14 protein-coding genes are annotated in these 14330 nt (G+C 49.6%); all 14 read left to right on the forward strand.

Features of this window, described 5'->3' with window-relative positions:
* Window positions 1-700: 700 nt before the first annotated feature.
* The 14 genes from HMPREF2872_RS00650 to HMPREF2872_RS00710 all read left to right on the forward strand — a co-directional run bounded on the left by HMPREF2872_RS00650 (window position 701) and on the right by HMPREF2872_RS00710 (window position 14275).
* Window positions 701-2158 carry an oligopeptide:H+ symporter gene (locus HMPREF2872_RS00650; RefSeq protein ID WP_070630449.1) on the forward strand — a complete coding sequence of 486 codons (1458 nt, stop codon included), beginning with the start codon at window positions 701-703 and terminating at the stop codon, window positions 2156-2158.
* Between the two features lie 335 nt (window positions 2159-2493).
* The gene (locus tag HMPREF2872_RS00655) at window positions 2494-2850 is read left to right on the forward strand and encodes an NADH-quinone oxidoreductase subunit A (protein ID WP_003686600.1); all 357 of its coding nucleotides are present in this window, start codon (window positions 2494-2496) and stop codon (window positions 2848-2850) included.
* Window positions 2841-3323: a NuoB/complex I 20 kDa subunit family protein gene (locus HMPREF2872_RS00660; protein ID WP_002215610.1), complete on the forward strand. Its 483-nt coding sequence runs from the start codon at window positions 2841-2843 to the stop codon at window positions 3321-3323. The genes HMPREF2872_RS00655 and HMPREF2872_RS00660 overlap by 10 nt, the downstream gene beginning before the upstream one ends.
* A 12-nt stretch (window positions 3324-3335) precedes the next feature.
* Window positions 3336-3929: an NADH-quinone oxidoreductase subunit C gene (locus HMPREF2872_RS00665; RefSeq protein WP_002216335.1), complete on the forward strand. Its 594-nt coding sequence runs from the start codon at window positions 3336-3338 to the stop codon at window positions 3927-3929.
* Window positions 3919-5175, forward strand: coding sequence for an NADH dehydrogenase (quinone) subunit D (nuoD, locus tag HMPREF2872_RS00670; protein WP_049332998.1), 1257 nt, complete (start codon window positions 3919-3921; stop codon window positions 5173-5175). Before HMPREF2872_RS00665 ends, nuoD begins: the two co-directional genes overlap by 11 nt.
* Complete coding sequence (gene nuoE / locus HMPREF2872_RS00675; RefSeq protein ID WP_070630451.1) at window positions 5175-5648, forward strand: NADH-quinone oxidoreductase subunit NuoE; 474 nt, start codon at window positions 5175-5177, stop codon at window positions 5646-5648. Before nuoD ends, nuoE begins: the two co-directional genes overlap by 1 nt.
* Window positions 5649-5743: 95 nt before the next feature.
* On the forward strand, window positions 5744-6328 hold the full coding sequence (locus HMPREF2872_RS00680; protein ID WP_070630453.1) for a cold shock domain-containing protein: 585 nt from the start codon (window positions 5744-5746) through the stop codon (window positions 6326-6328).
* Window positions 6329-6511: 183 nt separating this feature from the next.
* A complete protein-coding gene (gene nuoF, locus HMPREF2872_RS00685) occupies window positions 6512-7807 on the forward strand; it encodes an NADH-quinone oxidoreductase subunit NuoF (RefSeq protein WP_070630454.1) in 1296 nt (431 codons plus the stop codon).
* Between the two features lie 58 nt (window positions 7808-7865).
* Window positions 7866-10127 carry an NADH-quinone oxidoreductase subunit NuoG gene (gene nuoG, locus HMPREF2872_RS00690; protein ID WP_070630456.1) on the forward strand — a complete coding sequence of 754 codons (2262 nt, stop codon included), beginning with the start codon at window positions 7866-7868 and terminating at the stop codon, window positions 10125-10127.
* 2 nt (window positions 10128-10129) lie between these two features.
* Window positions 10130-11206, forward strand: a complete 1077-nt coding sequence (gene nuoH, locus HMPREF2872_RS00695; RefSeq protein ID WP_002216340.1) for an NADH-quinone oxidoreductase subunit NuoH — start codon at window positions 10130-10132, stop codon at window positions 11204-11206.
* Window positions 11207-11284: 78 nt separating this feature from the next.
* The gene (locus HMPREF2872_RS11525) at window positions 11285-11713 is read left to right on the forward strand and encodes a hypothetical protein (RefSeq protein WP_141752825.1); all 429 of its coding nucleotides are present in this window, start codon (window positions 11285-11287) and stop codon (window positions 11711-11713) included.
* A 28-nt stretch (window positions 11714-11741) separates the two neighbouring features.
* Complete coding sequence (locus HMPREF2872_RS00700; protein ID WP_070630459.1) at window positions 11742-12650, forward strand: hypothetical protein; 909 nt, start codon at window positions 11742-11744, stop codon at window positions 12648-12650.
* On the forward strand, window positions 12647-13633 hold the full coding sequence (locus HMPREF2872_RS00705) for a hypothetical protein (RefSeq protein ID WP_070630461.1): 987 nt from the start codon (window positions 12647-12649) through the stop codon (window positions 13631-13633). The genes HMPREF2872_RS00700 and HMPREF2872_RS00705 overlap by 4 nt, the downstream gene beginning before the upstream one ends.
* A 72-nt stretch (window positions 13634-13705) precedes the next feature.
* Window positions 13706-14275, forward strand: a complete 570-nt coding sequence (locus tag HMPREF2872_RS00710) for a hypothetical protein (RefSeq protein ID WP_070630463.1) — start codon at window positions 13706-13708, stop codon at window positions 14273-14275.
* Window positions 14276-14330 lie beyond the last annotated feature (55 nt).

A 14330-nucleotide genomic window follows, 5' to 3' on the forward strand; every position in this document is an offset into this window, starting at 1 on the left:
CCGAACGGCTTGATTTGAGTTTTGGTATTTTTACCCGACGGGGTGAAAAATACAGTTGCTACGACTACTGAAAAAATTAAATTGAAAAAAAATCTAAATCTATAAAATATAGAAACGGAAATAAAAGTCCGTGTATCTGAAAACTTAAGTATGGAATGTAGCAATAATGGCAAATAATCAGACAGGCAACAGTAACCCAAACTGGCCAAGCAAAACAGGTAATCCGTCAGGCGGCGGACGTGGTAACAATCCCCCGTCAGGTAGCGGAAAATCTGGTGGGGGCAAAAAATAAACAATTTCTTTAAGCCCTACTTTTTTAAGTAGGGCTTTATTTTATCTGTTATTTGTATCACATAGTTTTCAGGCAGCCTGAAACTACTCTAAAGTCTTATCAGCCTAAATGGAATACCGAACGCAGTAAATATATCCGTTTTCGGCCACATGAAAAATACAATATAGAAAATCTAAAAATTAATGGGTTTTTGAATATGTAGGGCATGACAGAGATGGCCGCGATATCCTTGTTATGTAGCTATTGAGTTCTTTTTAGATACGAATCTTAATCTTTCTGTAAAAAAATGCTTTTTAATGTTTTGCAAATGCAAAGATTGGCGGTAATATATGGCTTCCATAAAAATGATTGGTAGGTATAACAGGCCGTCTGAAGCCTAAGTCTGTCTAATATATAGGAGAACTCATAATGTCCGGTCAAAAGCCGTCTTCTGCCGAGAAAACCTTCTTCGGCCATCCTTTGCAATTATCCACCCTATTCCATATTGAGCTGTGGGAACGTTTTTCCTTCTACGGTATGCAGGGCATCCTGCTGATTTATCTGTATTACGCCGCGAGTCAAGGCGGTTTGGGTATGGATAAAGCCTTGGCCGGCGGCATTGTCGGCGCGTACGGCGGCAGCGTTTACCTGTCCACTATTCTCGGCGCATGGTTGGCCGACCGCATTTGGGGCTCGGAACGTACCCTGTTTATCGCCGGTATCGTCGTGATGACCGGTCATATTTTATTGGCGATTGTGCCGGGCTTGATGGGATTGCTGTTGGGCTTGGTGTGTATCGCGCTGGGCAGCGGCGGCGTGAAATCGTCTGCCAGTTCGATGGTCGGCTCTTTGTATGAACGGGACGACCTGCGTGAATTACGCGATGCCGGTTTCTCCATTTTCTATATTTCCATCAATATCGGTGGTTTCTTAGGCCCTTTGTTGACCGGTATTTTGCAAGACCGCATGGGTTTTCATTATGGCTTTGGCGCGGCGGCCGTCGGTATGGCATTTGGTCTGCTGTGGTATTCGCGCGGCCGTAAAAACCTGCCGCATACGCCGGCTCCCAATCCGTTGCGCCCTGAAAAGGTACAGACTGCAATAGCTGTCGGCGTGTTGCTGGTTTTGGTGTTGGGCAGCGTGATTGCTTCCGGTGCGCTCAATCTTGAGAACTTTTCACGCTGGCTTTTGGGTGTGGTCATTATCACCGTTATCGCTTATTTTGCACGCCTGCTGGGCAGCAGCCAGGTTGAGGCAGCCAATAAACGTTACATCATGGCCTATATTCCGCTGTTTTTGACCATTTGTATGTTCTGGGCGGTTTGGTTTCAGGTGTACACCGTTGCAACGGTTTATTTCGATGAAACGGTCGATCGTACTTTCTTCGGCTTTACCGTGCCTGTTTCATGGAAAGACTCGATACAGGCCATGTGGGTGGTTCTCTTTTCCGGCGTGATGGCGGCGGTGTGGACGAAAATGGGCAAGCGCCAACCTAAAACGCCGTTGAAGTTTGCGCTGGCCATGTTGGTAACCGGCGTCTCTTATTTGTGTTTCATCCCGTATATTTCATCCGGGACCCCGATGCCGATTATCGTATTTATGCTGGTGTTGCTGGCGATTACGATAGGCGAGTTGATGCTGTCGCCGATTTCGCTGTCGTTTTCCACCAAAATCGCACCGAGCATGTTTAAAACACAAATGGTTGCGTTGAATTTCTTGGCATTGTCCATCGGCTTTACTTTGGGCGGAGTGTTGTTTAAAGACTACTACAATGCTGAGTCGCCATTGGATTTCTACTGGATGCTGGCCACCATCGGCGCGGTAACCTGCGGTATCCTGTTGGTACTTGCCCCGGTATTGAACCGTATGCTCAAAGGTGTCGATTGATTTTTCTATTTAAATGAATGTGATGTAAAAACAGGCCGTCTGAAAATAATCAGTTTTCAGACGGCCTGATGTTTTTATTGAGGTTTGGAAAAGGGCGGTTTCCAGATTTTTGAAGTAAATCGGACAGGTGGAAAACCCGAATTAAATGATACATGATTAAATTGAAATTAAAATTGTGAAATATTAAATAAGAATAAGAATTGTTCTCATAACTTTATTGAATTTATTAGTGTTTTTTTACTGATTTGCTGATATTTACCTTTAAATGGCTTTTGAAATTCGATAAAATGGTAATCTATTTTTAAGATTTGTCTGTCAACCAGTTAGGTACGACCATGTTGGCCAGTTACTTTCCCGTCCTCGTATTCATCCTCGTCGGCCTTGCGGCCGGTGTGCTGTTTATCCTGCTCGGCACAATTTTAGGCCCGAAACGCCACTATGCCGAAAAAGACGCGGCTTACGAATGCGGTTTTGAAGCCTTTGAAAACGCAAGGATGAAGTTCGACGTGCGCTATTACCTCGTCGCCATCCTCTTCATCCTGTTTGATTTGGAGGTCGCGTTCATGTTGCCGTGGGCTGTCGTGTTCAAAGATTTGGGCGCATACGGCTTCTGGTCTATGCTGGTGTTTATCGTCGTTCTGACGGTAGGCTTTATTTACGAATGGAAAAAAGGTGCGCTGGAATGGGAATAGAAGGCGTTTTGAAAAAAGGTTTCATCACCACCAGCGCGGATACGGTGTTGAACTATATGCGTACCGGTTCATTGTGGCCGGTTACTTTCGGCTTGGCCTGCTGCGCCGTGGAAATGATGCATGCAGGTATGGCGCGTTATGACCTTGACCGTTTCGGCATAATTTTCCGTCCGTCCCCACGTCAGGCCGATCTGATGATTGTGGCGGGTACGCTCACCAACAAAATGGCGCCTGCACTGCGCCGCGTGTACGACCAGCTTGCCGAGCCGCGCTGGGTATTGTCTATGGGTTCGTGTGCCAACGGCGGTGGCTATTATCATTATTCTTATTCCGTTGTGCGCGGTGCCGACCGCGTCGTGCCGGTAGACGTTTATGTGCCGGGTTGTCCGCCGACTGCGGAAGCCCTGATTTACGGCCTGATTCAGCTCCAACAAAAAATCAAGCGCACTTCCACCATCGCGCGTGACGAGTAAGGAGAGGACGATATGGCAAGCATTCAAAACTTATACGAGACCGTCGTCGGCGTGCTTGGCGATCAGGCAAGCAAAGTCATTTCAGCTTTGGGCGAGATTACCGTCGAGTGTCTGCCCGAACACTATATTTCAGTCATGACCGCATTGCGCGACCATGAAGAGTTGCATTTCGAGCTTCTGGTTGACTTGTGCGGTGTCGATTACAGCACTTACAAAAACGAAGTATGGCAGGGCAAACGCTTTGCCGTCGTCAGTCAGCTGCTTTCCGTTAAAAACAATCAACGCATCCGCGTACGCGTCTGGGTTTCAGACGACGACTTCCCCGTGGTCGAATCCGTAGTCGATATTTACAACAGCGCGGATTGGTACGAGCGCGAAGCCTTTGATATGTACGGCATCATGTTCAACAACCACCCGGACTTGCGCCGCATTCTGACCGATTACGGCTTTGTCGGACATCCGTTCCGCAAAGACTTCCCGATTTCCGGCTATGTGGAAATGCGTTACGACGAAGAGCAAAAACGCGTGATTTACCAACCTGTTACCATTGAGCCGCGCGAGATCACGCCGCGTATCGTCCGTGAGGAGAACTACGGTGGCCAATAAATTAAGAAACTACACCATCAACTTCGGCCCGCAACACCCTGCGGCGCACGGCGTATTGCGTATGATTTTGGAGTTGGAGGGCGAAACCATCGTCCGTGCCGATCCGCACATCGGCCTCCTGCACCGCGGTACTGAAAAACTGGCTGAAACCAAAACCTATCTGCAAGCCTTGCCCTATATGGACCGCTTGGACTACGTTTCCATGATGGTCAATGAGCAGGCGTATTGTTTGGCAGTAGAAAAACTTGCCGGTATCGATGTGCCTATCCGCGCCCAGTATATTCGCGTGATGTTTGCCGAAGTAACGCGCATCCTCAATCACTTGATGGGCATCGGTTCGCACGCCTTCGACATCGGCGCGATGACCGCCATCCTTTACGCCTTCCGCGACCGCGAAGAGCTGATGGACTTGTACGAAGCCGTTTCCGGCGCGCGTATGCACGCAGCCTACTTCCGTCCCGGCGGCGTTTACCGCGACCTGCCCGACTTCATGCCTAAATACGAGAGCAGCAAATTCCGCAACGCCAAAGTATTGAAGCAGCTCAACGAATCCCGTGAAGGCACCATGCTCGACTTTATCGACGCCTTCTGCGAACGTTTCCCGAAAAACATCGATACACTCGAAACCCTCCTGACCGACAACCGTATTTGGAAACAGCGTACCGTCGGCATCGGCGTTGTCACTCCTGAGCGCGCCATGCAAAAAGGTTTTACCGGCGTGATGTTGCGCGGTTCCGGCGTGGAATGGGACGTGCGTAAGACACAGCCTTACGAAGTGTACGACAAAATGGATTTCGACATCCCAGTCGGCGTCAACGGCGACTGCTACGACCGTTACCTCTGCCGTATGGAAGAAATGCGTCAATCCGTGCGCATCATCAAACAATGTTCCGAGTGGTTGCGTGTCAATCCGGGTCCGGTCATTACCACAAACCACAAATTTGCTCCGCCCAAACGTACCGAAATGAAAACAGGTATGGAAGACCTGATTCACCATTTCAAACTCTTTACCGAAGGTATGCACGTTCCTGAGGGCGAGACTTACACCGCTGTCGAACATCCGAAAGGCGAGTTCGGCGTTTACATCATTTCAGACGGCGCAAACAAACCCTACCGCCTGAAAATCCGCGCACCCGGCTTTGCCCACCTGCAAGGTATGGATGAAATGGCAAAAGGCCACATGCTGGCCGACGTCGTTGCCATCATCGGTACGCAGGACATCGTATTCGGGGAGGTTGACCGATAATGTTATCCGCAGAATCTTTAAAACAAATCGACATCGAGTTGGCAAAATATCCTGCCGACCAACGCCGCTCCGCCATTATGGGCGCATTGCGTATTGCCCAGGCCGAAAAGGGCTGGCTCGCTCCTGAGACCATCGCCTTTGTTGCAGACTATATCGGCATCTCGCCTGCACAAGCCTACGAAGTCGCTACCTTCTACAATATGTACGACCTTGAGCCTGTCGGCAAGTACAAACTGACCGTTTGTACCAACCTGCCCTGCGCCCTGCGCGGCGGTATGGCAACCGGTGAATACCTCAAACAAAAACTCGGTATCGGCTACGGCGAAACCACGCCCGACGGCAAATTTACCCTTGTCGAAGGCGAATGCATGGGCGCATGCGGCGACGCTCCGGTCATGTTGGTCAACAACCACAGCATGTGCAGCTTTATGACTGAAGAAGCGATTGAGAAAAAATTAGCAGAATTAGAATAGATCGTCTGAACATATTCGGTTTGTAATCAAACTTACTAGTTATTCCAAAATTTTAAATTGTGATTTAAAAGTAACAATAAAAAGGGAAGCGGTTAATGAAAGGGATAATTGTTAAGTGGGATGATGAAAAAGGTTATGGTTTTATACGGATAGATGGTAGTAAACAAGAAATTTTCTGCCATATTTCTAACTTTTCCCAAAGAAGCCCTCGTCCTGAACTTAATGAGGCGGTTGGCTTTGAGGTATCTGCTAACGGAAAAGGAAAAAATGTTGCTAAACAGATTCGTTACTTGAATCGTGAGGCAAGAGATTTTAAGCGGAATCATAACCATCGTTCGAGTGCAAAGAAAAAATCATTTTTTGCCTTAGATACGTCGTCTTCCATATTGACGAAATTGGTAGGGTTGGCACTTTTCGGGTTAATTGGTTATCAGATATATCAATTCAACGCAGCAAAATTAGTCCCTAAACAAACTAATGCACCAGTAGAGCTTAATGATCCAGCTACGATACAAGCTAAAAAAAACAATAGTAATAAATATCGTTGTGATGGCAGGCAATATTGTTCTCAGATGGTGTCATGCGAAGAGGCCAAATGGTTTTTACAGAATTGTTCTGATACCAAAATGGATGGTGATGGCGATGGGATTCCATGTGAAGATAAATGCGGTGGATGGTGATAACTTCAGCAAAGTAGACTAGGTCTATAACCATGAAAACGAAATACAAGGTCGTCTGAAATATCAACTTTAGTGAATCAACATATTTTATTTTAGACGGCATAGAGTCGATATACAAAGGTATATTAGGCCGTCTGAAAACAACGGCTGCAACCTATACGAAAACAAACAGGCACACCAAAAATGGCTATTTACCAATCAGGCGTGATTTTTGACCAAGTGGATACCGCCAATCCCGATTGCTGGACATTGGACGAATACGTCAAACGTGGCGGTTATACCGCCCTGCGTAAAATCCTGTCCGAAAACATCTCGCAAACCGATGTGATTGACGAAGTCAAAACCTCCGGTTTGCGCGGTCGTGGCGGAGCGGGCTTTCCGACCGGTTTGAAATGGAGCTTTATGCCCCGTTCCTTCCCGGGCGAAAAATATGTAGTTTGCAACACCGACGAAGGCGAGCCCGGTACATTTAAAGACCGCGACATCATCATGTTCAATCCTCATGCCCTGATTGAAGGCATGATTATTGCCGGTTACGCGATGGGTGCGAAAGCCGGCTACAACTACATTCACGGCGAAATTTTCGAAGGTTATCAACGTTTTGAAGCTGCACTAGCCCAAGCGCGCGCCGCAGGTTTTTTGGGTAAAAATATTTTAGGTTCGGACTTCGAATTCGAACTCTTCGCCCACCACGGCTACGGCGCATACATTTGCGGCGAAGAAACCGCATTGCTCGAATCGCTGGAAGGCAAAAAAGGCCAGCCACGCTTCAAACCGCCGTTCCCTGCCTCGTTCGGCCTGTACGGCAAGCCGACCACCATCAACAATACCGAAACCTTCGCCTCCGTGCCGTTTATCGTCCGCGACGGCGGTCAGACGTTTGCCGACAAAGGCATTCCGAATGCCGGCGGTACCAAACTGTTCTGCATCTCCGGCCACGTCGAACGTCCGGGTAATTATGAAGTGCCGTTAGGCACGCCGTTTGCCGAAATCCTGAAAATGGCGGGCGGTATGCGCGGCGGCAAAAAACTCAAAGCCGTTATCCCCGGCGGATCGTCCGCGCCCGTATTGCCTGCCGACATCATGATGCAGACCAATATGGACTACGACTCGATTTCCAAAGCCGGTTCGATGCTCGGTTCCGGCGCGATTATCGTGATGGACGAAGACGTGTGCATGGTGAAAGCCCTTGAGCGCCTGAGCTATTTCTACTACGACGAATCCTGCGGCCAATGCACTCCCTGCCGCGAAGGCACCGGCTGGCTCTACCGTATCGTCCACCGCATTGTAGAAGGCAAAGGCCGCATGGAAGACTTGGATTTGCTGGATTCCGTCGGCAACCAAATGGCAGGCCGCACCATCTGCGCCCTCGCCGACGCCGCCGTCTTCCCTGTCCGCAGCTTTACCAAGCATTTCCGTGATGAGTTTGTGCATTACATCGAACACGGCGGACCGATGAAACCGAATAAGTGGTGCTAAGTTTTCAGACGGCCTCTAAAAGAATTATTTATTAAATACCCGTAACTAGGAACGAACCATGTTACAAATCGAAATCGACGGCAAACAGGTATCTGTGGAGCAGGGCGCGACGGTGATTGAAGCCGCGCACAAGCTCGGTACTTATATCCCGCATTTCTGTTACCACAAAAAACTTTCCATCGCCGCCAACTGCCGTATGTGTTTGGTGGACGTGGAAAAAGCCCCCAAACCCCTGCCCGCCTGTGCCACGCCGGTTACAGACGGCATGATTGTGCGTACGCATTCGGCAAAAGCCCGAGAGGCGCAAGAAGGCGTGATGGAGTTCCTGCTCATCAACCATCCGCTTGATTGTCCGACCTGCGACCAAGGCGGCGAATGCCAGTTGCAGGATTTGGCGATGGGCTACGGCAAAACCACCAGCCGTTATACCGAAGAAAAACGTTCCGTCGTCGGCAAAGACATGGGTCCTTTGGTTTCCGCCGAGGAAATGAGCCGTTGTATCCACTGTACCCGTTGCGTTCGTTTCACTGAAGAAATCGCCGGCGTGCAAGAAATCGCTATGGCCAACCGCGGCGAACATTCCGAGATCATGCCTTTTATCGGTAAAGCAGTGGAAACCGAATTGTCGGGCAACGTCATCGATTTGTGTCCTGTCGGCGCATTGACCAGCAAACCGTTCCGCTTCAACGCGCGTACTTGGGAATTGAACCGCCGAAAATCCGTTTCCGCCCATGATGCTTTGGGCAGCAACCTGATTGTACAAACCAAAGACCATACCGTCCGCCGCGTGTTGCCGTTGGAAAACGAAGCCATCAACGAATGCTGGCTGTCCGACCGCGACCGTTTTGCCTACGAAGGCCTGTATCACGAAAGCCGTCTGAAAAACCCGAAAATCAAACAGGGCGGCGAGTGGATGGACGTGGATTGGAAAACCGCGCTGGAATATGTCCGCAGCGCGATTGAATGTATCGCCAAAGACGGCAACCAAAACCAAGTCGGCGTTTGGGCCAATCCGATGAATACGATTGAAGAGCTGTATCTGGCCAAAAAACTTGCCGACGGCTTGGGTGTTAAAAACTTTGCAACCCGTTTGCGCCAACAAGACAAACGTCTTTCAGACGGCCTTAAAGGTGCGCAATGGTTGGGACAAAGCATTGAATCTTTGGCTGACAACGATGCCGTATTGGTAGTCGGCGCGAACTTGCGCAAAGAACAGCCGCTCCTGACCGCCCGCCTGCGCCGTGCCGCCAAAGACCGTATGGCCTTGAGCGTATTGGCCAGCAGTAAAGAAGAATTGTTTATGCCGCTTCTGTCTCAAGAAGCCGCACATCCCGACGAGTGGGCAGGTCGTCTGAAAAACCTGTCTGCCGATGCGGAACACGCGATTACCGCGTGCCTGAAAAACGCTGAAAAAGCAGCGGTGATTTTGGGCGCGGAAGTGCAAAACCATCCCGATTACGCCGCGATTTATGCAGCCGCGCAAAAGCTGGCGGACGCGACCGGCGCGGTGTTGGGCATTCTGCCGCAGGCTGCCAACAGCGTCGGTGCGGATGTCTTGGGCGTGAACTCTGGCGAGAGCGTTGCCGAAATGGCAAATGCGCCGAAACAGGCAGTTTTGCTGTTCAACGTCGAGCCGGAAATCGATACGGCGGACGGCGCAAAAGCCGTAGCCGCGTTGAAACAGGCAAAAAGCGTGATGGCGTTTACGCCGTTTGTCAGCGAAACGCTGCTGGACGTGTGCGACGTATTGTTGCCGATTGCGCCGTTTACCGAAACCTCGGGCAGCTTCATCAATATGGAAGGCCGTCTGCAATCCTTCCACGGCGTCGTTCAAGGCTTTGGCGATTCGCGTCCGCTGTGGAAAGTGTTACGCGTATTGGGCAACCTGTTTGACCTGCAAGGCTTTGAATACCACGATACCGCCGCGATTTTGAAAGACGCGCTGGATGCGGAAAGCCTGCCGTCCAAACTGAACAACCGCGCCGCTTCGACTCAAAAAGATTTTCAGACGACCTCAAGCCGCCTCGTGCGCGTGGGCGGGGTCGGTATTTATCACAACGATGCCATCGTGCGCCGTTCCGCGCCGTTGCAGGCGACCAGCCATGCCGCCGTGCCTGCCGCGCGTGTGAATCCGAACACTTTGGCGCGCTTAGGCCTGCAAGACGGACAAACCGCTGTCGCCAAACAAAACGGCGCAAGCGTATCGGTTGCAGTCAAAGCCGATGCCGGTTTGCCTGAAAACGTGGTGCATCTGCCGCTGCATACCGAAAATGCCGCGCTGGGTGCGTTGATGGACACTATTGAACTGGCGGGAGCTTGATTATGCAGGAATGGTTCCAAAACCTCTTTGCCGCAACGCTCGGTCTGGGCGATTTGGGCATCACCGTGGGCTTGGTGGTATCCGTCATCGTCAAAATCGTGATTATCCTGATTCCGCTGATTCTGACCGTCGCCTACCTGACGTATTTCGAACGTAAAGTCATCGGCTTTATGCAGCTTCGCGTCGGCCCGAACGTAACCGGCCCGTGGGGTCTGATTCAGCCGTTTGCCGACGTGTTCAAACTCTTGTTTAAAGAGGTAACCCGTCCGAAGCTGTCGAACAAAGCCCTGTTTTATATTGGTCCGATTATGTCGCTCGCCCCGTCTTTCGCGGCGTGGGCAGTGATTCCGTTCAACGAAGAATGGGTGCTGACCAATATCAATATCGGCCTTTTGTATATCCTGATGATTACCTCGCTGTCGGTTTACGGCGTGATTATCGCGGGCTGGGCTTCCAACTCCAAATATTCGTTCTTGGGCGCAATGCGTGCTTCCGCGCAAAGCATCTCCTACGAAATCGCCATGAGCGCCGCGCTGGTGTGCGTCGTGATGGTGTCGGGCAGCATGAACTTCTCCGATATTGTCGCCGCGCAGGCAAAAGGCATCGCGGGCGGTTCCGTGTTCTCGTGGAACTGGCTGCCGCTCTTCCCAATCTTCATCGTCTATCTGATTTCCGCCGTTGCCGAAACCAACCGCGCGCCGTTTGACGTGGCGGAGGGCGAGTCTGAAATCGTTGCCGGCCATCACGTCGAATATTCCGGCTTCGCGTTCGCGCTGTTCTTCCTTGCCGAATACATTTTCATGATTCTGATTGCCGCGCTGACATCACTGATGTTCCTCGGCGGCTGGTTGTCTCCGTTCCCGCAAAGTTGGGGCTTTATCGGTACGCCTTCCGCATTCTGGATGTTCGTAAAAATGGCGGCGGTTCTGTACTGGTACCTGTGGATCCGTGCAACCTTCCCACGCTACCGTTACGACCAAATCATGCGTTTGGGCTGGAAAGTGCTGATTCCGATCGGCTTCGCCTACATCGTGATTTTGGGCGTGTGGATGATTTCACCGCTGAATTTGTGGAAATAAGTTTCAGACGGCATCTTGAGGCCGTCTGAAAAAAAACGATGTCCGTATAACTGGAGGGCAATAGGGAATAAAAATTGGATGACAACAGAAAAAAAGATTACAGCCTTAAGCATATTGGTTGGGTTGATAGTTCCTTGTATATCTGTAGGTTACGTTATTACTCCGTCCGATATAGATGAGATTTTATTGCTCTCCCTCAACATTTTGCTCTTTTGGTGCGGATTGTTATTATCTTGCGTGCTTTATATGCGCATACGAGGTTTTGCGGTAGCCGGTTCTGCCTTTGCTATAACAGCAGTCCATATTTATTTCGCCTGCAAAATAGGTTCTTTGGGTGATCCGAAGGCCGGGGCGCTATGGTGGATGTATTTTGCTTGGTGTGCGGTATCTTTTGTGGTATCTATCTTTTGGGTATGGACAAAACCTAAAATCTTTACACAATCTGCGCTATGGTCATTTGTTCTGAGTGCAGTTACATCGTTGTCGGGTATGTTTTTGTTGTTTTGATAAGTAATTAAGAGAAACAGAGAATAAGATGAAGAAATGGCTGCTGGGATTATGTCTGCTGTTCGGACTGGCGACATTGTCGGTATGTTCCTTTTCAGACGGTATCTTGATAGGGAAAACCCAAAGGGAGATACAGGACGCGGCCTTTTCGGACAAGGGCAGGGTGGAAGTACCGGAGGATTCCTACACGATCGGCACATTGGGCGGCAGGAAGGTCAGGATGTCTTCCTATCAGGTGCAGGATGTTTCCTATACTGATACGCCGACGGCGTTTTCAAAAGACTGGGAGACATACAAAGCCCCGCCGAGGACGTATGATTCGGTGTTGACGGGATTTGACTTTTACCTGAATTACGAAACGGGCGTTATCCGCGATATACGCCATGACGACGGTTTTTATGACGAATTAAAGGTATCGGGTACACCTTGGGTATTGGTTGGGGTACATAGTAATTTAGAACCTTTAGACAAAAGTCCTGAAAATATAAACCGACGGTTGAGGTGGAATTTGGAAGGAAACAATTCAGTATTGCGCCAATATGTCAGGTATTCTGAAAATCCGTATGGTTTGGATGAGCAATATCGGGTTTTGGAGGGTACTGATTCAACAACAGGTAGGCCCTACCGTGAAGATGCGGATGATATTTTTGTTTCACACGGCAAAGATGGCAATATACACAGCTATATTGAATGTTCTGCCCGTATTTTTGCCCCTTATTCCGATACGAGATTGCCAAATCCGCCGTGCAGCCATACTTTTGCACTCCGTGCAAGGGGAATAGATATTACATTTCATTTGGGTTATAGCCGCCATCGGTTATATGACTGGCGTAAAATCGAAGAACAGACAATTAAAACCATTTGGGGGTTTGTGGATGCCGCCGATAAGGATATGGAGGCAAATGCCTATCATAAAACAACAGGAGGCAAAAAATGAAGCCGTTGACGCAGCAAGATATTAATCGCTACCGCCAAGACATCAAACAAAACCATATACAGGGTGTTGTCCGAACCTATGCTGACTTGTTGTCCAAAGGCTACAATTACGCAGGCTGGGCGAAAGGTGTGGCGGAAGCGGAGGGCATGACTTGGAGCAGCCTGCCGAAAGGGGAGACGACGGGTCGGGCAGCGGTGATGTTTATGAAGGATTCTTCGGGACAAACGTTTCCCGAACAAAGATTGAATCGGATTCGTGAAGGGATGGCGGAAGGTTATCTGAATTTTTTACAAAGTAATATTGGCAAACCTCCCCGTGATGTTCGCTTTGATGAAATGCGAGATTTTCATAAACAAGTATTCGAGAAAAACGGTTTATCCATCAACAACTGGACGCTGGAAACCCCGATGAAGCTGATAGGGAAGTATGAAGGAGAGCGGAGGCAGGAAGAAATCTGGCAGAAACTGTTGGCGACGCGCGGCAGCGGTATAGGCGCGCTGACCGAAAGCACAACGTTGTATCAGGCGGTGAAAGATTATGCGCAAGGGCATATCTATTTCGATAAAAAGGGGAAGCGAATAGAGAATACGAAGGTAGAAGACAATGACGGTACCCCCGTGATGACGGTCAATGATCGGCGAATCAGTGAAGCCGATCGTATGGAAGCCGCAAAGTGGATTCGCAATGTCAGCAGGCTCAAGCCTTTGCTGTTTTCAGAAGCGGAGCAGGCGCAGGAAATGCAATACGCGGCGACTGTCAAACAAGACGATTTCCTGTCTGCTACCAACAATCTGCTAGCCCGCCTAAAATCGGGCGACCAAACCGCCCTGTCGGATTTTATGGGTAGGGACGATGTACGGCAGATACAGAGGGAATCCGCCATGATGGCGCAGCGGACAGAGCGGGAGTTTGAAGAAGAGGCAAGACAGCGCGAAATGGAAAGGATGGCGCAGAGCCACTCGCGCGGTATGAGCATAGGCTGACGGGTTTAAGGTTTCAGACGGCCTGTCGATACAGAAAAGATAACAAAGTTATTCGGAACATTCGGAAAAGTGATGGACGAACGGCAATTGCAGCAATTAATTATCAATATTTCAGCGTTGCATCAGGAGCTTCAGAAGCAGAGTGCCGAAGCCTTGTCATTGCAGGTGCAGGGTATCAGAAGGTTGGAGGAGGGATTGTCGGAAGTTAATCGGTTGATTGCCGATGAGGTTTCTAATCAGATGGCTGCGGTGTCGAGTGACTTGAAGCGCAATATTAAGAAAGGCAGCCAGGAAGGATTGGATGATTTGAGGGCGGAAATTGATGATGTGAAAAAGCATATGGAAGATTTTGCAGGTTTTTCCGCCGTCGCCCAAAATCGTTTGGATGCCGCCAGCCGTTCGGTATTGTTGAAAATCGGGTACCTTGCCGCTGCTGCATTGGTCTGCGTTATCGGTGTTTCCCTATGGCAGGGTTGGTATTACGGACAGGTTGTCCGTGAGAAAAAAGCTAGCGTGGAAAATCTGGAATTATTCAGTCAGGCGGATATTGTCAAATGCGGAGAACGGTTATGCGCCAAAACGGCGAAAAATACACCTGCCGAATACCGTAAGCAGGGATATGTTTTAATCGAATTCAAATAAAGGATGACTTGCAAATAGCAGGTCGTCTGAAAATAAAAACCATGTAAAGGAATGC

Origin of the sequence: Neisseria sp. HMSC069H12, assembly GCF_001812735.1 — a bacterium.
Taxonomy (GTDB): Bacteria; Pseudomonadota; Gammaproteobacteria; order Burkholderiales; family Neisseriaceae; genus Neisseria; species Neisseria subflava.